An 18,716-nucleotide genomic window follows, 5' to 3' on the forward strand; every position below is an offset into this window, starting at 1 on the left:
AGTGGTGGCGCATTATAGGGAGTTATTCCGGCCTGACAAGAGGAAATTTAAAATAATTTTCCGACCGCGCATTTTTTACTCTTTATGCTTATTTCAGCGTCGGTTTGTCGGTTAAATGGGCGATTTCTCGGGCGAAATTCGCCACCTGCTGCCAATCGGTATAGACAACTTCTTTGCGCGTATCCGTTTCACCGCCTGACATCTTCATAATCAGCTTGATCATAAAGCGGTCGTACCAGCGGTAACGTGGATAACGTAGCGCCCCGGCAATGACGGCACAGCGATCGGGACGCCATTGTGAACTCATCAGAAACTTGCGCGCGTAGCTGTTGGTCTGTGGAGTACGCTTCTCCGGTTTACGCGCCACCAGGTTTACGGAGTAAAAGGCGCTCGGCATCGAATTCAGCCGCGTCGCATGCTTTTTGACAAATTCCTGGAACGCAGAGTGGTAGTGACCATAGCGAATAGAAGCACCAATGACCACACGGTCGTAGTTTTCCCACTGTGGTTCTTCAATGCGGTGCACATTGGCGACATCCGCCTGGATCCCCAATTCTTTCAGTTCCGAAGCCAGGTAGGCGGCAATCTCGCGCGTTTGTCCGTCCCTTGTTGAGAAAAGAATTAATGTTTTCACGTATTACTCCATCATTCACGCCAGAAAGTCGGGGTAAAGAGCACCAGTAATGTAAAGACCTCGAGACGACCAAACAGCATATTGGCAATCAGGATCCATTTAGCCACCGGGTTCATACTGGTAAAGTTATCAGCAACCACGCCAAGCCCTGGCCCCAGGTTATTCAATGTCGCAACAACCGAGGCAAAGGCAGAAAAGTCATCCACCCCCGTGGCGATAATCGCCAGCATACTGACAATAAACACCAATGCATAGGCAGAGAAAAATCCCCAAACAGCTTCGAGGATACGTTCCGGCAGTGCGCGATTCCCTAGCTTAATGCTATAGACGGCGTTCGGATGCACCAGTCGTTTCAGCTCACGGTTCCCCTGCTTAAACAGCAGCAGAATGCGGATCACTTTCAGGCCACCGCCCGTAGACCCGGCGCAACCGCCAATAAATGCTGAACATAACAGCAGTACCGGCAAAAAGAGCGGCCAGCGGGCAATGCTATCTGTCGTAAACCCGGCGGTTGTCGCCATCGACACCACCTGAAAAAACGCCTGGTTAATTGTCATCAGCGCCGAACTATAGACATTATGAAACCACAGCACGAGGGTACAAATAACCACCAGCGTAAACTGTACGCCGATAAACATGCGAAATTCCGGATCGCGCCAATAAACCTTCAGACTACGCCCACTTAACAGCGAAAAGTGCAGACCGTAGTTACAGCCGGAGATCAGCAGGAAGATAGCAATGATGGTGTTAATAGTCGGGCTGTCGAAATAACCGATACTGGCATCATGTGTCGAGAAGCCGCCAATAGCGATAGTCGCAAAGCTATGGCCGATGGCATCAAAGGCATCCATTCCGGCAAACCACAACGCCAGCGCACAGGCGACGGTCAGCAAGACATAAATCAACCACAGGGTTTTCGCCGTTTCCGCAATTCGCGGGCGCATTTTGTTATCTTTCAGCGGGCCGGGCATTTCTGCGCGATAGAGCTGCATCCCACCCACGCCGAGGATAGGCAGTATCGCAACCGCCAAAACGATGATCCCCATCCCGCCAAACCATTGCAGCATCTGGCGATAAAAGAGGATTGCGTGAGGAAGTGTATCCAGTCCCACCAGCGTAGTGGCCCCCGTGGTAGTCAGACCGGAGAAAGATTCAAAAAACGCATCGGTAATCGTGAGGTTTGGGCTTTCCGAAAAGATAAAAGGGAGCGCACCGACGCTACCCAACACGGTCCAGAACAGCACCACTATCAGAAACCCTTCACGGGATTTCAGTTCGCCCTTTTCTTTACGGTTCGGCCACCACAGCATAGAACCAATGGCAAGGGCGACAAAAAAGGTCTGGGTAAAGGCGCGGCCCGCACCATCCCGGTAGATGAGTGCTACCAGCCCAGGGATAATCATGGTCCCTGAAAATAAGATGACCAGTAGTCCAACAATTCGGGTAATGGCGCGAAAATGCATCTCTGCCGCTTCCTTAGTTCTGCAAAATGAAGTGGGGATTATTCTTCAATCGCTAACAATTGCAATGAACCACGGCTAAAATCCGCCAGTTTTGCGGAAAATTCAGCCACTTTCGCCGCCGGAAGCGCCACCCGCAGCAGAACGAATGCCTGATAATCACTGTTGATAATTTTGCCGCCACACTGCCCCAGCAACGCTTCAATGCCGGTTAACTGACTATATTCACATTGCAAAGTATATTCGGTTAATGGCGTCTTGCGTTGGGTCGTTAGCTGGCGCAGTGCCTGATTCACGCCGCCGCCATACGCTTTCACTAACCCACCGGTGCCCAGCAATATGCCGCCGTAGTAGCGCACCACCACGGCGGTAATTTCCCCGACGCCGCTGCCCATAAGTTGGGCGAGCATCGGTTTACCTGCCGTTCCCGCCGGTTCCCCGTCATCAGAGAAACCCAGTTGTTGAGAATCATCCGGTGCGCCAGCTACCCACGCCACACAATGGTGGCGAGCATCGGGATGCTCTGCCCGCACCGATTCAACAAACGCTTTCGCCGCCTCAACGCCATCGGTATGCGCCAACAGCGTAATGAAGCGGCTCTTTTTGATCTCTTCAACGACCGTGACCGGTGCCGCAGGGATTAACCAGCTTTCCATCACGCCAGTTTCAGATCCCGGGTCATGTTTTCCACGTTGTTTTCGTGGATCACCACGTTGTCTTCGATACGAATGCCACCAAACGGTTTCAGTGCTTCAATTTTCTGCCAGTTGAAGTGTTTGCTGAACTGCCCTTCACGCCACGGCGCCAGCAGCGATTCGATGAAGTAGATACCCGGTTCGATGGTTAACACCATGCCCGGCTGGAGAATACGAGTGCAGCGCAGGTACGGATATTTTGCCGGTGCCGCGAGGTGCGTACCGCTATCATCCTGCATAAAACCAGCGACGTCATGCACCTGCAGGCCCAGCGGATGGCCGATACCATGCGGCATAAACGGTCCGGTAAGATCATTTTCGACCATCGCCTCTTCACTCATATCGGTGATGATTTGATGTTTACGCAGCAGTTTGGCGATACGCTGATGGAACTGGATGTGGTAATCCACATAGCTGACGCCTGCTTTCATGGTAGCGATCAGCGCCAGTTGTTCATCATTTACGTCTTTCACCAACTGTGCATAGTCGTTGTCGCTTTTTGCCGACCAGGTACGAGTCAGGTCAGCCGCATAGCCGTTATATTCGGCCCCGGCATCCAGCAGGAAGCTGCGCATCTCTTCCGGTGCCTGATGGTCCAGTTTGGTGTAATGCAGTACCGCAGCATGTTCGTTGAGCGCCACAATGTTGCTGTAAGGCACGTCGGTATCACGATGACCGGTCGCGGTCAGATAGGCAATGTTGATATCGAACTCGCTCATGCCAGAACGGAACGCTTCTTCTGCCGCGCGATGGCCGTTGACCGCCATTTTCTGCGCTTCACGCATACAGGCCAGTTCGTACTCGGTTTTGAAGGAGCGGTAGTAATGCAGGTAGTCGATCACCCCTTTCGGGTTGATATTGCTGGCCTCAATACCCAGTTGCAGCGCACGTTCCGGCACCGGACCGATATAACCGATATTGCCGCGCGCAGCTGGCAACAGGCTACCAATGCCATCGGCTTTCGGCAGCGCGATCACTTCTATATCTTCAGTCCAGAAGGAGTTCGGCAGCGGTTCAACGTTGTGCCAGTAATCAACCGGCAGATAGAACCACAGTTTCGGCTTATTCACGCCATCTACCAGCAGCCAGCAGTTTGGCACCTGAGTTACCGGCACCCACGCTTTGAATTGCGGGTTCACTTTAAACGGATAGGGATGATCGTCGAGAAAAACGTTGAACAGTTCGCCGGAGTGAATAAGTAACGCATCCAGTTTGAAGCGCGCCAGCGCATCGCGAGTCCGTTCCTGTAAGGTAGCTATATGATTTTTATAGAGCGAGGCCAGTGATTCCATTTTTTACCCTTCTGTTTTTTGACCTTAAGTCTCCGCATCTTAGCACAACGTTAATACAGAGCGTGATTTCTGCCGAGCGTGATCAGATTGGCATTTCTTTAATCTTTTATTTGCATATTTTTAACACAAAATACACACTTCGTCCCATCTGGTACGACCAGATCACCTTGCGGATTCAGGAGACTGACATGCTTTACAAAGGCGACACCCTGTACCTTGACTGGCTGGAAGATGGCATTGCCGAACTGGTATTTGATGCCCCAGGTTCAGTTAATAAACTCGACACTGCGACCGTCGCCAGCCTCGGCGAGGCCATCGGCGTGCTGGAACAGCAATCAGATTTAAAAGGGCTGCTGCTGCGTTCGAATAAAGCAGCCTTTATCGTCGGTGCTGATATCACCGAATTCTTGTCCCTGTTCCTCGTTCCTGAAGAACAGTTAAGCCAGTGGCTGCATTTTGCCAATAGCGTGTTTAATCGCCTGGAAGATCTGCCGGTGCCGACCATTGCTGCCGTCAACGGCTATGCGCTGGGCGGTGGCTGCGAATGTGTGCTGGCGACCGATTATCGTCTGGCGACGCCAGATCTGCGCATCGGTCTGCCGGAAACCAAACTGGGCATTATGCCGGGCTTTGGCGGTTCTGTACGTATGCCACGTATGCTCGGTGCTGATAGTGCGCTGGAAATCATTGCCGCCGGTAAAGATGTCGGCGCGGATCAGGCGCTGAAAATCGGTCTGGTGGATGGCGTAGTCAAAGCAGAAAAACTGGTTGAAGGCGCGAAGGCGATTTTACGTCAGGCTATTAACGGCGACCTCGACTGGAAAGCGAAACGTCAGCCGAAGCTGGAACCGCTAAAACTGAGCAAGATTGAAGCCACCATGAGCTTCACCATCGCTAAAGGAATGGTCGCACAAACGGCAGGGAAACATTACCCCGCGCCCATCACCGCAGTAAAAACCATTGAAGCGGCTGCCCGTTTTGGTCGTAAAGAAGCATTAAATCTGGAAAACAAAAGTTTTGTCCCGCTGGCGCATACCAACGAAGCTCGCGCACTGGTCGGCATTTTCCTTAACGATCAATATGTAAAAGGCAAAGCGAAGAAACTCACCAAAGACGTTGAAACCCCAAAACAGGCCGCTGTGCTGGGCGCAGGCATTATGGGCGGCGGCATTGCTTACCAGTCTGCGTGGAAAGGCGTGCCGGTTGTCATGAAAGATATCAATGACAAGTCGTTAACCCTCGGTATGACTGAAGCCGCAAAACTGCTGAACAAGCAGCTTGAGCGCGGCAAGATCGATGGTCTGAAACTGGCTGGCGTGATCTCCACGATTCATCCAACGCTCGACTACGCCGGGTTTGATCGCGTGGATATTGTGGTAGAAGCGGTTGTTGAAAACCCGAAAGTGAAAAAAGCCGTGCTGGCAGAAACCGAGCAGAAAGTACGCCCGGATACCGTGCTGGCGTCTAACACTTCAACCATTCCTATCAGCGAACTGGCCAACGCGCTGGAACGTCCGGAAAACTTCTGCGGGATGCACTTCTTTAACCCGGTCCACCGAATGCCGTTGGTGGAAATTATTCGCGGTGAGAAAAGCTCCGACGAAACCATCGCGAAAGTTGTCGCATGGGCGAGCAAGATGGGTAAAACGCCAATTGTGGTTAATGACTGCCCCGGCTTCTTTGTTAACCGCGTGCTGTTCCCCTACTTCGCCGGATTCAGCCAGCTGCTGCGCGACGGCGCGGATTTTCGCAAGATCGACAAAGTGATGGAAAAACAGTTCGGCTGGCCGATGGGTCCGGCATACCTGCTGGATGTCGTGGGCATTGATACCGCGCATCACGCCCAGGCAGTGATGGCAGCAGGTTTCCCGCAGCGGATGCAGAAAGATTATCGCGATGCCATCGACGCACTGTTTGATGCCAACCGTTTTGGTCAGAAAAACGGCCTCGGTTTCTGGCGTTATAAAGAAGACTGCAAAGGTAAGCCGAAGAAAGAAGAAGATGCCGCCGTTGACGACCTGCTGGCAGAAGTCAGCCAGCCGAAGCGCGATTTCAGCGAAGAAGAGATTATCGCCCGCATGATGATCCCGATGGTCAACGAAGTGGTGCGTTGTCTGGAGGAAGGCATTATCGCCACTCCGGCAGAAGCCGATATGGCACTGGTCTACGGCCTGGGCTTCCCTCCGTTCCACGGCGGCGCGTTCCGCTGGCTGGACACCCTCGGTAGCGCAAAATATCTCGATATGGCACAGCAATATCAGCACCTCGGCCCGCTGTATGAAGTGCCGGAAGGTCTGCGTAATAAAGCGCGTCATAACGAACCGTACTATCCCCCGGTTGAGCCAGCCCGTCCGGTTGGCGACCTGAAAACGGCTTAAGGAGTCACAATGGAACAGGTTGTCATTGTCGATGCAATTCGTACCCCGATGGGCCGTTCGAAGGGCGGTGCTTTTCGTAACGTGCGTGCGGAAGATCTCTCCGCTCATTTAATGCGTAGCCTGCTGGCGCGTAACCCGGCGCTGGAAGCGGCTGCCCTCGACGATATTTACTGGGGCTGTGTGCAGCAGACGCTGGAGCAAGGTTTTAACATCGCCCGTAACGCGGCGCTGTTGGCAGAAGTGCCGCATTCTGTCCCGGCGGTTACCGTCAATCGCTTGTGCGGATCATCCATGCAGGCATTGCATGACGCAGCACGAATGATCATGACCGGCGATGCGCAGGCATGTCTGGTTGGCGGCGTGGAGCATATGGGCCATGTGCCGATGAGTCACGGCGTCGATTTTCACCCCGGCCTGAGCCGCAATGTCGCCAAAGCGGCGGGCATGATGGGCTTAACGGCAGAAATGCTGGCGCGTATGCACAGTATCAGCCGTGAAATGCAGGATGCCTTTGCCGCACGGTCACACGCCCGCGCCTGGGCCGCCACGCAGTCGGGTGCATTTAAAAATGAAATTATCCCGACTGGTGGTCACGATGCCGACGGCGTCCTGAAGCAGTTTAATTACGACGAAGTGATTCGGCCGGAAACCACCGTGGAAGCCCTCGCCACGCTGCGTCCGGCGTTCGATCCAGTCAGCGGCACGGTAACGGCGGGTACGTCTTCCGCTCTCTCCGATGGCGCTGCAGCCATGCTGGTGATGAGTGAAAGCCGCGCCCGTGAATTAGGTCTTAAGCCACGCGCCCGCGTACGTTCGATGGCGGTCGTTGGTTGTGACCCGTCGATTATGGGTTACGGCCCGGTTCCAGCCTCGAAGCTGGCGCTGAAAAAAGCGGGGCTTTCTGCCAGCGATATCGGCGTGTTTGAAATGAATGAAGCCTTCGCCGCGCAGATCCTGCCGTGCATTAAAGATCTGGGACTGATGGAGCAGATTGACGAGAAGATCAATCTCAACGGTGGCGCGATCGCGCTGGGCCATCCTCTGGGTTGTTCCGGTGCGCGTATCAGCACCACGCTGCTGAATCTAATGGAGCGCAAAGATGCCCAGTTTGGTCTGGCGACGATGTGCATTGGTCTGGGTCAGGGTATTGCAACGGTGTTTGAGCGGGTTTAACCACTTGCCGGATGCGGCGTGAATGCCTTATCCGGTCTACCGACCCGGCACTAATGTAGGCCTGATAAGACGCACCAGCGTCGCATCAGGCATCGTGCATCGATTGCCGGATGCGACATAGATCTAAATGCCACTGTATCACTGTATAAAGTTTTAGTTGCCGTTCTTCCCGCCTGTCAGGGGCGGGTTTTTTATATCTCAGATAAATGCAAACGCATCGCCAAACAGGCGATCTTCCCGCGCATTACGCTCACTGCAAAACAGGTCACGGGCAATTTTCGCCATCTCAAAACGTCCGGCAATATAGATATCATGCTCTGCCAGCGTACCGTGATCCTGCAATACCGCCGTTAACACAGTGCCAGTACGCCCACGCCAGCCCGCTTCCGGTTGTTCAACCACCGGCACCACTTGCAAACCTGGATGCTTAAGCGAAAGCGCCTCAAGCTCGGAGAGATCATAAAGATGCTGCTCTTCACGCCCGCCCCAGTAAATGGTGATATCACGGTTTGGGTTACGCGCCAGCGCCGTCAGCAAAATCGAGCGCGCATAAGAGAAGCCTGTACCGCCCGCAATCAAAATCATCGGACGCTCTTCATCATCGCGCAGCCACGCTTCTCCGTGGGGAATATCGACCACGATTTGATGATCTTTGAGGATGCGGTCCATGACTGCTTTCGCGTAAAGGTTGATTTCAGAAGCGCCAATATGCAGCTCGATAAACTCTTTTTCATCCGGCGTCGAAGCCATTGAGAATGGACGTTTATCGCGCTCATCCATCACCACCATCAAATACTGACCAGCACGAAAAGAAAAGGCCGCGTCTGGCACGATGCGGACACGATATACGGTATCGGTGATAGCTTCTACCGAGGTCACTTTACAGCTTAAGGTTGTCATGCGCTTTCTCTGTCGGATCGATAAATAGGGCAAAACAAACGCGCATCAGGCGCTTTTACCGTTGTTAAAAATAGCCAGTTCATCCCAGATGGCGTCAATATGCGCGACAACATCCGGATCTTTTTTGATGGGACGTCCCCATTCACGCTGGGTTTCCCCTGGCCATTTATTCGTGGCATCCAGCCCCATTTTTGAACCCAGCCCGGAGACAGGCGAGGCAAAATCCAGATAATCAATAGGCGTATTTTCGACCAACACCGTGTCCCGCGCCGGGTCCATACGGGTGGTAATCGCCCAAATCACATCGTTCCAGTCGCGTGCGTTGACGTCATCATCGCAAACGATCACAAATTTAGTGTACATAAACTGGCGTAAGAACGACCAGACGCCCATCATGACGCGCTTCGCGTGTCCGGCGTACTGTTTTTTGATTGTCACTACCGCCAGACGATATGAACAGCCTTCCGGCGGCAGGTAAAAATCGACAATTTCCGGGAACTGTTTTTGCAGAATCGGCACGAACACTTCGTTCAACGCTACGCCCAGTACCGCGGGTTCATCTGGCGGACGCCCGGTATAGGTGGAATGGTAAATCGCATCTTCACGCTGGGTAATATGCGTCACGGTGAATACCGGGAAACTATCGACTTCGTTATAGTAACCGGTGTGGTCGCCATACGGCCCTTCCGGCGCCGTTTCACCTTGTTCGATATACCCTTCCAGCACAATCTCCGCACTGGCGGGCACTTCAAGGTCATTGGAGATACACTTCACCACTTCGGTCTTGGTGCCGCGCAGCAATCCGGCAAACGCATATTCTGAAAGTGTATCCGGAACGGGCGTTACCGCACCGAGAATCGTTGCGGGATCAGCACCCAGCGCCACAGAAACCGGGAAACGTTCGCCCGGATGTGCCGCGCACCACTCCTGATAATCTAGCGCGCCGCCGCGATGCGACAGCCAACGCATAATCAGTTTGTTTTTACCAATCAGCTGCTGGCGATAAATACCCAGATTCTGCCGTTCTTTATTCGGGCCGCGCGTCACTGTCAGCCCCCAGGTAATCAGCGGCGCGGCATCTTCCGGCCAGCAGGTCATAATGGGAATGCGATTGAGATCGACGTCATCGCCAGAGACGATTTTTTGTTGGCAGGGCGCACCACGCAGTCGCTTTGTCGGCATGTTCAATACTTGTTTAAACTGCGGCAGTTTATCAAACAGGTCGCGGAAACCTTTTGGCGGCTCCGGCTCTTTCAGAAAAGCCAATAATTTACCCACTTCACGCAGCGCCGAAACATCTTCCTGCCCCATGCCCATCGCCACGCGCTTCGGCGTACCGAACAGGTTGCAAAGCACCGGCATTGAGTACCCTTTAGGGTTTTCGAATAACAGCGCAGGCCCACCTGCACGCAAAGTGCGGTCAGCAATTTCAGTGATTTCCAGATGCGGATCCACCGGGAGAGTGATACGTTTTAGCTCACCCTGCTGTTCAAGCAGCGTCAGGAAGTCGCGTAAATCGTTATATTTCATGGCATCCATTGTAGCCTCTTAATCTGCGCCCATTATACGGCGTTCATCTTTGCGATGCTGTAAATTTGTTAAATTAGCGTGAACTCTGACGGTATAACGCAAACCGGGGAATATAATTAACTTAGCGTAAAGCTTTTGCTATCCTTGCGCCCCGATTAAACGGATAAGAGTCATTATGCAATCCTGGTATTTACTGTACTGCAAGCGCGGGCAACTTCAACGTGCCCAGGAACACCTCGAAAGACAGGCGGTGAATTGCCTGGCGCCGATGATCACCCTGGAAAAAATCGTGCGAGGCAAACGAACCGCAGTCAGTGAACCACTGTTCCCCAATTACCTGTTTGTGGAATTTGATCCGGAAGTGATTCATACCACAACCATCAGTGCGACCCGCGGCGTCAGCCACTTTGTGCGCTTTGGCGCATCGCCGGCGATAGTCCCATCAGCGGTAATCCATCAACTGTCGGTATATAAACCGAAAAACATTGTCGATCCGGCAACCCCTTATCCGGGTGATAAGGTGATTATTACCGAAGGCGCGTTCGAAGGTTTCCAGGCCATTTTCACCGAACCCGACGGTGAGGCTCGCTCCATGCTATTGCTTAATCTTATTAATAAAGAGATTAAGCACAGTGTGAAGAACACCGAGTTCCGCAAACTCTAAAACGCAATCCCAAACAGTGTTTTAACATTGGCATCCGTGGTGGCAGCCAGCCATGCGGCATCTTCTCCACGCCAGTGCGCAATACGTTGCAAAATATGGGGCAGATGGGCTGGCTCGTTGCGCCGGGATGATGGCTTCGGCGTGAGATCGCGCGGGAGCAAATACGGCGCATCAGTTTCGATCAGCAATTTCTCCGCCGGAATCAACGGCAACAATTCCCGCAGCTCCAGCCCGCGTCGTTCATCGCAAACCCAACCGGTAATGCCGATATAAATTCCACGCGCCGCGCACGCCTGCATCTCTTCGCGTGTGCCGGTAAAGCAATGAAGAACTGCACCAGGCAGTTTATCCAGCCACGGCTCCAGCAAGGTTATAAACCGATCGTGGGCATCGCGACAGTGCATAAATACTGGCATGTTTAATTCTGCAGCAATGCGTAGCTGAGCAACAAAAGCACGTTCCTGCTCTTCTGGTGTAGAAAAGTTGCGGTTAAAGTCGAGGCCACACTCACCAATCGCCACCACTTCTGGCTGCGAGGCCAGTTCAATGATCGCTTCTTCGGTCGCTGCTTGCCACTGGCTGCTGTCATGAGGATGCACGCCCGCCGTTGACCAACAGGATGAATACTGACGCGCCAGTTTTTGTGCCTGCTGGCTTTCGTGCAGGTTAGTGCCAGTGATGAGCAGCCCATCAACTCCTGCGTCAAAAGCGCGTGCTACAACATCATCACGGTCTTTCGCAAATTGCGAACTGGTCAAATTAACGCCGATATCAAACATCCTGTACTCCATATGACAACCGCCCTGACGGGCGGTTGAATTTATTCTTCAGTTTTTTCGCTTTCTGCTTCAGCGTCGTTTTCCTCTTCCCGGTTTCGACCCTTACCAACGTAAAAGCGTGAGAAGAAGACACCAATTTCAAACAAGCAGTACATCGGGATCGCCAGCAGCGTTTGCGAGAAGACATCCGGCGGCGTCAGCAACATCCCGACGACGAATGCGCCAACCAGCACATACGGACGTTTTTTGCGTAAGTCTTCTGGCGAGGTAATCCCCATCCAGCACAGCAACACAATTGCCACCGGCACTTCAAAGGAGACACCAAACGCCATAAACAACGCCATAACGAAGCTTAAATAGCTGGCGATGTCGGTGGATACCTGTACCCCTTCCGGCGCGGTATTGGCAAGGAAGCCAAATGCCAGAGGAAAGACCACAAAGTAGGCGAACGCCATGCCGATATAAAACAACAGAGAGCTGGAAACCAGCAGCGGCACCACCAGGCGACGTTCATGCTTATACAGCGCTGGGGCGATAAACGCCCACACCTGATAGAGAATCACCGGCGCTGACAGAATCAGCGACACCATAAAGGTCAGCTTGATCGGCGTAAAGAACGGTGAGGCCACGTCGGTGGCGATCATCGTTGAACCTTGCGGCAACTGCTTGATCAATGGCGCGGATACCAGGTGATAGATGTCATTGGCGAAATAGACCAGACACAGGAATATCACGATCACCGCGATAATGCAGTTCAGCAGACGCTTACGCAGCTCAATCAGGTGCGTGATAAGCGGTTGAGTATCTTCTACAGACATGTTTACGGTTTATCACTCGACGAAGGGGAAGGTGCAGCGGTTTTCGGTTCAGCGTCCGCAGCTGGTTTTACCGCCGGCTCTGGCGTGGTTTCTGGCTTCTGTTGCGGCGAACTGGCCTGCGTTTGTGCAGCGGCAGGCGTTACGCCTTCATGCGCAGCTTCATTATCTTTCACCACCGGGTTATGGATGGTGTGCGCTTCATCGCTCGCCTTTTCAGGATCGTTTGCAACGTAGGAACGCTTCATCGACTCCGCGGCCTGGCGTAGTTCATCCATCGACGCTTTCAGTTCGGGCGTCAGGTTAGTGAGGCTCGCCTTTTCAACCTTTTTCAGGCTGTCCTGAAACTCCTGGAGTTTTAACTCCTGGGTCAGTTCGTTCTGCACCGTTGTCGCCAGTGAACGCAACGCGCGAATCCAGCCAGCTACCGTTTTTACCGCCACAGGCAGTCGTTGCGGCCCCAGAACGACGAGGCCGATGATGAACACCAATAGCAGTTCGCTAAAACCGATATCAAACACGGATTACACCTGCTCTTTATCGTGGCGCTTCGCGTCTTCTGTTTTAGCCTGTTCCTGATTCGTATCCGCCTGCTTATCGGCGATAGTTTTCGCAGTAAAATCAGCATCCTGACTGGTTTTATCCTGCTTTGGTTCATCATCGCTCATTGCTTTTTTAAAGCCTTTGATCGACGCACCAAGATCGGAACCGATGGAGCCGAGCTTTTTGGTGCCAAAAAGCAGTACAACGATGACGGCAATAATCAATAACTGCCAAATACTGATACCACCCATACATGTTCCTCTGTGGTAGATGATGATTAAACAAGGCCGCATTATACGTTACACGGCCCGCCTTGAGCGATGAAAAAATCAGCGTGTTTTGCGCCAACCGACAAACCAGGCGATCAGACCACCTGCCATTAACCAGCCGGGCATCAACCCCCATTCAGGACGGCTGACCAACAAGAATGTGCCACTTAATACTAACGTAGCGCCAATTCCGAGAAAATAACGCGATTGTCCCTGACGTACATGATTTGACTGAAGCTCGCGGGCAATCTTATCAACACTGTGCTGTAAATACTTGCCCTGGCGCAAACTGTCGTAAACCAGTTCAGGCAGTTCTGGCATTTTTTCGACCCAGAACGGCGCTTTTTCTTTAAATGCTCTCACCAGCGCAGGAATACCGACCTGATCTTTAATCCACGACTCCAGGAAAGGCTTCGCCGTTTTCCATAAATCGAGCTGCGGATAAAGCTGGCGACCTACCCCTTCGACGTAGAGCAGGGTTTTCTGGAGTAACACCAGTTGCGGCTGCACTTCCATATTGAAGCGACGCGCCGTATTAAACAGATTTAACAGTACATGTCCAAACGAAATTTCGGCCAGCGGTTTCTCAAAGATAGGTTCACAGACCGTACGAATGGCAAATTCGAACTCTTCAACGTTGGTATCTGGCGGCACCCAGCCTGAATCGACGTGTAGCTCTGCCACTTTGCGATAATCGCGATTAAAGAAGGCGATAAAGTTTTCCGCCAGATAGCGTTTATCTTCTTTGTTTAGCGAGCCAACAATCCCGCAATCAATGCCGATATATTTCGGGTTTTCTGGGTGTTCATAGCTTACAAAGATGTTGCCAGGATGCATATCGGCATGGAAAAAGCTGTCGCGAAAGACCTGAGTGAAGAACACCTGCACGCCGCGTTCTGCCAGCAACTTCATGTTGGTGCCGTTTTTCTCCAGCGCCGCGACATCTGAAACCGGAATGCCGTAAATGCGCTCCATCACCATCATCCCTTCACTGCAATAGTCAGGGTAAACTTCCGGGATGTAGAGCATCGGGCTGTCTTCAAAATTGCGCCGAAGCTGAATGGCGTTGGCAGATTCCCGCAGCAAATTCAGTTCATCAATCAATGTCTTTTCGTACTCGCGCACCACTTCGGTTGGGCGCAGACGGCGACCATCCGGCAGCAAACGCGGCACCCAGCGAGCCAGACGGTAGATAAGTTTCAGATCCGCTTTAATGACCGGCAAAATATCCGGGCGGATGACTTTAATCACCACCTCTTTACCATTCGATTTCAATCGCGCGGTATGAACCTGAGCAATAGAAGCCGACGCCAGCGGCTTGATTTCAAAATCGTCAAACCACGCGTCTACCGGCAAGCCGCCCATTGCAGCTTCAATCTGCTGCTTTGCCAGCTTGCCATCAAACGGAGCGACTTTGTCCTGCAATAACGCCAGCTGATCGGCAATATGTGGCGGAAAAAGATCGCGGCGGGTTGATAACATTTGCCCGAACTTGATCCATACCGGCCCCAGTTCTTGCAGGGCCAGTCGTAGCCGTTCACCTAAAGGTTTGTCTTTATGCCGATTTGGCATCCAGAATAATGAGTATCGCCATAGCCGTAGCGGCAGGGTGATACGCATTTTGGGGATCAGTTCATCAAGTCCGTAGCTTAAAAAAGTGCGAATGATGAAATATAGGCGCCGTACTTCACCTGGCGTCATTTAGCCTCCAGTTTTTCCAGCCGTTTGGTCAGGGCATCAACAGCACGCTCGACGGCAGCCGTCTCTTCCGCAAACCAGGCCACTTCAAGCGGACCAGGTGCCATACGCCACTCTTCAGTAATGGCTTCTGCCACATAACGTTGCTGGCGCTTAATGCTGTGATGCAGGAACTTTGCGCCTCCGCGCATGGCTTTGCTGATACCTTCAGCGGCGATATCACCGGTATAAGGGGCCAGCAGTTCCGCAGGGTCGAACTCTGCCAGATCTGCCAGCGCAACGAAGTTTTGCACCACCTGAATATCGCCCTGTACTTCCAGCTCACCGCTGCGAATTAACGCAGCAAGCTGCTGGCGATCGCGAAGTTTCGGCAACACGCTGGCGTAGGCGATAACGGTGCAGTCAGCATCTCCTGCCCATTCGCCCAGCACATCGACCTGGCGTTCGCTGAACACCAGAATCAATGACGTCGAAAAGCCTTTTACCTCCACGCGCAAAACTTTACCCAGCAGACGCGAGCGGGCCGTTTTCAGCGCGGGTGAACGATACAGGAAGGTGTTGAGCAGACTTTCAATTCCTGCCGTCACTAAAGGTTTAAAAGGCATTTCCGGTCTCCTGTCAGAACTTATAACCACGATGCAGCGCCACAACCCCTGCCGTCAGGTTGTAATAGTCGACACTTTCGAATCCAGCATCCTGCATCATAGCTTTCAGGGTGTCCTGATCGGGATGCATGCGGATAGATTCAGCAAGATAACGGTAGCTGTCAGCGTCGTTCGCGACCAGTGAGCCAATACGCGGCAGCACATGGAAGGAGTAAGCGTCATAGGCCTTACTTAACGGCTCGATAATCGGCTTCGAGAACTCAAGCACCAGCAGTCGGCCGCCAGGTTTCAGAACGCGATACATTGAACGCAGAGCTTTATCTTTGTCAGTGACGTTACGCAGACCAAACGAAATGGTGATGCAATCAAAGGTGTTATCCGGGAACGGCAGCGCCTCAGCGTTCGCCTGAACATACTCAACGTTGCCAATCACACCAATATTACGCAGCTTCTCGCGGCCCATTTTGAGCATGGATTCATTGATATCAGCAAGGACCACTTTGCCAGTTTCACCCACCAGGCGGGAGAATTTCGCTGTCAGGTCGCCAGTACCGCCTGCCAGATCCAGCACGGTCTGCCCGCGGCGTACGCCACTGCAATCAATCGTGAAGCGTTTCCACAAACGATGTATGCCAAAAGACATCAAATCATTCATGACATCGTATTTCGATGCCACGGAATGGAAAACGTGGGCGACCATATCCGCTTTTTGTTCCTTCGCGACGGTCTGAAAACCAAAGTGCGTCGTTTCTTGTGACTTATCCACCATCTCAATGCCTGCTCATCAAAAAATTGTTCCAGAAGTGTAACAGATTGGGCGTCGATGCCCTAGATTTCTACCCGGCTTAACTACCCCCAATGGGCTAGCGCGACTGCTGATTATATTCATCATCGCGTTGATAAGCTTCATCATTCGGCTGCTCCGGTACCGACCGCAGTCGATACTCTTCATCCTGGCTCACCGCTTGTTCAGCCAAATCCGGATTAATCTCGCGTTTAATTTCTACTCCTAAACCGCGAAACGCTTCTGCCTGCGCCAGCACATTTCCGCGACCTGAAGAGAGTTTTTTCATTGCCTGGCGATAGTTGTCCTGTGCTTTGTCCAGACTTTGACCAATCGCGGACATATCATCGACAAACAAGCGCATTTTGTCGTACAACTTGCTGGCGCGATCGGCTATTTTCTGGGCGTTACGACTTTGATGCTCATAGCGCCAGAGGTTGGCGATAGTGCGCAGCGCCACCAGCAGCGTGGTCGGGCTAACCAGCATGATATTGTTTTTCAACGCTTCGGTGATCAGCTCCGGCTGGCGGTCAAGCGCCAGTAAAAAAGCGGGTTCAACGGGAATAAACATCAGCACGTAATCCAGGGTTCGCAGCCCCGGCAGCTGTTGATAATCTTTGCGTCCCAGCAAACGGATATGGTTACGCACCGACGCGATATGTTCCTGTAGCGCGCTTTCGCGGGTGTAGTCGTCTTCTGCGTTGAAATAGCGTTCATAGGCGACCAGTGTCATTTTTGCGTCGATCACCACATCTTTGCCCTGCGGCAACCGCACGATGACATCCGGCTGCATCCGCGAGCGGGCGTCATTTTCGATGCTGACCTGGGTTTCATATTCATACCCTTCACGCAGACCGGAAGCCTCCAGCACACGCGTCAATACTACCTCGCCCCAGTTGCCCTGGGTTTTATTGTCGCCTTTCAGCGCACGCGTCAGGTTGATCGCTTCCTGGGCCATTTGCGCGTTGAGCTGCTGGAGATTGCGTATTTCGTGAGTCAGGGTATGGCGTTCTTGTGCTTCTTTACCGAAACTGTCCTGAACCTGACGACGAAAACCGTCCAGTTGTTCACGTAGTGGCGACAACAGGCTGTTCAGACTCTGACGGTTTTGCTCATCAACCCGGCGATTGCTGTGCTCGAAAATACGGTTGGCGAGGTTTTCAAACTGCTCACTGAGGCGCTGTTCGCTGTTGATCATTTGGCGAATTTTATCGTCAGCATGTTGCTGTACGGCCTCCATTCGCGTGGTGACTTCACGCAGATCCGCCTCCAGCGAGGTGTTAATGCTTTGCAGACTGCGCACTTCATTATTGAGTAACTCGCACTCAGCACGCCAATGTTCGCTTTGGGTAATTTGTTGTTTTGCCGCACTTAACTCCGCGATCATCTCTTCACGTTCAGCGAATTGCTCGGCTTTTTGCTGCGCATGCTGATAACTGGCAATCAGCCAGCCAATCGCCACGCTCACCAACGCAATAACTGCGTAAACCATGATTGAGATATCCACAACGCCTCCAGCCTCATTACTTACCCGCACAAAATAGAATTGTGCTGTACAAACGTCCAGTTTGAAAGAAGTTTCCTGCGAGGCGCTACGCAAAACGATCCTTAATTTTTATTATTTTATCCCACAATATGAGACGTAGTTTATATTGTGGGATATATCACCTTTTCCCCACGTCATTATGTGGAACACTTCAGCAATATCATCAGGAGAAACGTATGGCAGATACCTCTTCAACCACCGCTGGCGCACAAACGTTATTACGCGGGCTGGCGGTTCTTAATGCTGTTTATAACGGCTGCCATGACCTGAAAAGTATCGGCGAGTTCACCGGCACGACCCGGAGCACAACCCATCGTTTAGTCACCGTTCTGGTGGAACAACGCTACCTGCGCCACGTCCCAACGCAGGGCTACCAACTGGGCGCCAAACTGATCGAATTCGGTGCCAGAGCGCTGGAAAGCACCTCGCTGTACGAAATTGCGCTGCCCGTTTTGCAGCGTCTGGCCCGTTACACCCTGGACACCGTGCATCTGGGGATCGTTGAAGGCGACGAAGTGCTGTATCTGGAGAAGATCAACAGTCAGCGTGGGCTGGAAATGCGCTCACGCCCAGGCCATCGCATGCCACTGGCAATCACCGGCATCGGCAAGGCATTGATCCTCAACCGAACAGAAGAAGAGTGGCGCACGCTGTTTAAGACCTGTGGTGATGAAACAAAACTGGGCACATTTATTCAGAACATGCGTCGTTATGCCGCCAGTGGTTTTGCTTTTGATCTGGAAGAGAACGAGCCGACTATCCGTTGCGTTGCAGCGCCGGTTTACAACGCCCGGGATGAAATTGTGGCGGCTATTTCTGTCGCCAGTACCACTACGTATATGTCACTGGCGCGTCTGGAAGAACTGGCACCTTACGTCAAATCCTGTGCAGAAGAGATATCCGCTGAACTGGGCTGGGGTAAGCACGTCCGCAAAAATAAATAAACCATGA

General features: G+C 52.5%; 18 protein-coding genes. 4 read left to right on the plus strand and 14 right to left on the minus strand.

Annotated features, from left to right (window positions below):
• Positions 1-88: 88 nt before the first annotated feature.
• Genes hemG through pepQ form a run of 4 tightly spaced genes read right to left on the minus strand, consistent with a single transcriptional unit; the run spans position 89 to position 4,081 of the window.
• A complete protein-coding gene (gene hemG / locus BEB42_RS17555; protein WP_000853949.1) occupies positions 89-634 on the minus strand; it encodes a menaquinone-dependent protoporphyrinogen IX dehydrogenase in 546 nt (181 codons plus the stop codon).
• 11 nt (positions 635-645) lie between these two features.
• Positions 646-2,097, minus strand: a complete 1,452-nt coding sequence (gene trkH / locus BEB42_RS17560) for a Trk system potassium transporter TrkH (RefSeq protein ID WP_000545683.1) — start codon at positions 2,095-2,097, stop codon at positions 646-648.
• 38 nt (positions 2,098-2,135) lie between these two features.
• Positions 2,136-2,750: an IMPACT family protein gene (locus BEB42_RS17565; protein ID WP_001353706.1), complete on the minus strand. Its 615-nt coding sequence runs from the start codon at positions 2,748-2,750 to the stop codon at positions 2,136-2,138.
• Positions 2,750-4,081, minus strand: coding sequence for a Xaa-Pro dipeptidase (gene pepQ, locus BEB42_RS17570; protein ID WP_000444543.1), 1,332 nt, complete (start codon positions 4,079-4,081; stop codon positions 2,750-2,752). The genes BEB42_RS17565 and pepQ overlap by 1 nt, the downstream gene beginning before the upstream one ends.
• Before the next feature lie 188 nt (positions 4,082-4,269).
• Here pepQ and fadB point away from each other — a divergent pair, with 188 nt between their 5' ends.
• Both fadB and fadA read left to right on the plus strand, forming a co-directional pair.
• The gene (fadB, locus tag BEB42_RS17575; protein WP_024218701.1) at positions 4,270-6,459 is read left to right on the plus strand and encodes a fatty acid oxidation complex subunit alpha FadB; all 2,190 of its coding nucleotides are present in this window, start codon (positions 4,270-4,272) and stop codon (positions 6,457-6,459) included.
• A 9-nt stretch (positions 6,460-6,468) separates the two neighbouring features.
• Complete coding sequence (gene fadA / locus BEB42_RS17580) at positions 6,469-7,632, plus strand: acetyl-CoA C-acyltransferase FadA (RefSeq protein WP_000438757.1); 1,164 nt, start codon at positions 6,469-6,471, stop codon at positions 7,630-7,632.
• 198 nt (positions 7,633-7,830) lie between these two features.
• Here fadA and fre read toward each other — a convergent pair whose 3' ends face one another.
• Complete coding sequence (gene fre, locus BEB42_RS17585; RefSeq protein ID WP_001353704.1) at positions 7,831-8,532, minus strand: NAD(P)H-flavin reductase; 702 nt, start codon at positions 8,530-8,532, stop codon at positions 7,831-7,833.
• Positions 8,533-8,577: 45 nt separating this feature from the next.
• Complete coding sequence (ubiD, locus tag BEB42_RS17590) at positions 8,578-10,071, minus strand: 4-hydroxy-3-polyprenylbenzoate decarboxylase (protein WP_000339813.1); 1,494 nt, start codon at positions 10,069-10,071, stop codon at positions 8,578-8,580.
• 166 nt (positions 10,072-10,237) lie between these two features.
• Between ubiD and rfaH the strand changes: the two genes are divergently transcribed.
• Complete coding sequence (gene rfaH, locus BEB42_RS17595) at positions 10,238-10,726, plus strand: transcription/translation regulatory transformer protein RfaH (protein ID WP_001192405.1); 489 nt, start codon at positions 10,238-10,240, stop codon at positions 10,724-10,726.
• Here rfaH and tatD read toward each other — a convergent pair.
• From tatD to rmuC, 8 genes are all read right to left on the minus strand, one after another.
• Positions 10,723-11,505, minus strand: a complete 783-nt coding sequence (tatD, locus tag BEB42_RS17600) for a 3'-5' ssDNA/RNA exonuclease TatD (protein WP_010362352.1) — start codon at positions 11,503-11,505, stop codon at positions 10,723-10,725. The genes rfaH and tatD overlap by 4 nt on opposite strands.
• Before the next feature lie 41 nt (positions 11,506-11,546).
• A complete protein-coding gene (tatC, locus tag BEB42_RS17605) occupies positions 11,547-12,323 on the minus strand; it encodes a Sec-independent protein translocase subunit TatC (protein ID WP_000109943.1) in 777 nt (258 codons plus the stop codon).
• 2 nt (positions 12,324-12,325) lie between these two features.
• The gene (gene tatB / locus BEB42_RS17610) at positions 12,326-12,841 is read right to left on the minus strand and encodes a Sec-independent protein translocase protein TatB (RefSeq protein WP_000459597.1); all 516 of its coding nucleotides are present in this window, start codon (positions 12,839-12,841) and stop codon (positions 12,326-12,328) included.
• 3 nt (positions 12,842-12,844) lie between these two features.
• A complete protein-coding gene (tatA, locus tag BEB42_RS17615) occupies positions 12,845-13,114 on the minus strand; it encodes a Sec-independent protein translocase subunit TatA (protein ID WP_001295260.1) in 270 nt (89 codons plus the stop codon).
• A gap of 78 nt (positions 13,115-13,192) precedes the next feature.
• The gene (gene ubiB / locus BEB42_RS17620) at positions 13,193-14,833 is read right to left on the minus strand and encodes a ubiquinone biosynthesis regulatory protein kinase UbiB (RefSeq protein ID WP_000187541.1); all 1,641 of its coding nucleotides are present in this window, start codon (positions 14,831-14,833) and stop codon (positions 13,193-13,195) included.
• Positions 14,830-15,435, minus strand: a complete 606-nt coding sequence (ubiJ, locus tag BEB42_RS17625) for a ubiquinone biosynthesis protein UbiJ (protein WP_001353703.1) — start codon at positions 15,433-15,435, stop codon at positions 14,830-14,832. The genes ubiB and ubiJ overlap by 4 nt, the downstream gene beginning before the upstream one ends.
• A gap of 13 nt (positions 15,436-15,448) precedes the next feature.
• A complete protein-coding gene (gene ubiE, locus BEB42_RS17630) occupies positions 15,449-16,204 on the minus strand; it encodes a bifunctional demethylmenaquinone methyltransferase/2-methoxy-6-polyprenyl-1,4-benzoquinol methylase UbiE (RefSeq protein ID WP_000227958.1) in 756 nt (251 codons plus the stop codon).
• Between the two features lie 94 nt (positions 16,205-16,298).
• A complete protein-coding gene (rmuC, locus tag BEB42_RS17635) occupies positions 16,299-17,726 on the minus strand; it encodes a DNA recombination protein RmuC (RefSeq protein ID WP_000355274.1) in 1,428 nt (475 codons plus the stop codon).
• Between the two features lie 215 nt (positions 17,727-17,941).
• Between rmuC and BEB42_RS17640 the strand changes: the two genes are divergently transcribed.
• The gene (locus BEB42_RS17640; RefSeq protein ID WP_010362343.1) at positions 17,942-18,709 is read left to right on the plus strand and encodes an IclR family transcriptional regulator; all 768 of its coding nucleotides are present in this window, start codon (positions 17,942-17,944) and stop codon (positions 18,707-18,709) included.
• Positions 18,710-18,716 lie beyond the last annotated feature (7 nt).

The sequence above is a fragment of the Escherichia sp. MOD1-EC5990 genome (genome assembly GCF_002965285.1).
Taxonomy (GTDB): Bacteria; Pseudomonadota; Gammaproteobacteria; order Enterobacterales; family Enterobacteriaceae; genus Escherichia; species Escherichia coli_F.

Bases quoted from the DNA above. Each gene is read 5' to 3' on its own strand.
- trkH (WP_000545683.1), bottom strand. From the start codon at position 2,097: ATGCATTTTCGCGCCATTACCCGAATTGTTGGACTACTGGTCATCTTA.
- BEB42_RS17565 (WP_001353706.1), bottom strand. From the start codon at position 2,750: ATGGAAAGCTGGTTAATCCCTGCGGCACCGGTCACGGTCGTTGAAGAG.
- pepQ (WP_000444543.1), bottom strand. From the start codon at position 4,081: ATGGAATCACTGGCCTCGCTCTATAAAAATCATATAGCTACCTTACAG.
- fadB (WP_024218701.1), top strand. From the start codon at position 4,270: ATGCTTTACAAAGGCGACACCCTGTACCTTGACTGGCTGGAAGATGGC.
- fadA (WP_000438757.1), top strand. From the start codon at position 6,469: ATGGAACAGGTTGTCATTGTCGATGCAATTCGTACCCCGATGGGCCGT.
- fre (WP_001353704.1), bottom strand. From the start codon at position 8,532: ATGACAACCTTAAGCTGTAAAGTGACCTCGGTAGAAGCTATCACCGAT.
- ubiD (WP_000339813.1), bottom strand. From the start codon at position 10,071: ATGGATGCCATGAAATATAACGATTTACGCGACTTCCTGACGCTGCTT.
- rfaH (WP_001192405.1), top strand. From the start codon at position 10,238: ATGCAATCCTGGTATTTACTGTACTGCAAGCGCGGGCAACTTCAACGT.
- tatD (WP_010362352.1), bottom strand. From the start codon at position 11,505: ATGTTTGATATCGGCGTTAATTTGACCAGTTCGCAATTTGCGAAAGAC.
- tatC (WP_000109943.1), bottom strand. From the start codon at position 12,323: ATGTCTGTAGAAGATACTCAACCGCTTATCACGCACCTGATTGAGCTG.
- tatA (WP_001295260.1), bottom strand. From the start codon at position 13,114: ATGGGTGGTATCAGTATTTGGCAGTTATTGATTATTGCCGTCATCGTT.
- ubiB (WP_000187541.1), bottom strand. From the start codon at position 14,833: ATGACGCCAGGTGAAGTACGGCGCCTATATTTCATCATTCGCACTTTT.
- ubiJ (WP_001353703.1), bottom strand. From the start codon at position 15,435: ATGCCTTTTAAACCTTTAGTGACGGCAGGAATTGAAAGTCTGCTCAAC.
- ubiE (WP_000227958.1), bottom strand. From the start codon at position 16,204: ATGGTGGATAAGTCACAAGAAACGACGCACTTTGGTTTTCAGACCGTC.
- BEB42_RS17640 (WP_010362343.1), top strand. From the start codon at position 17,942: ATGGCAGATACCTCTTCAACCACCGCTGGCGCACAAACGTTATTACGC.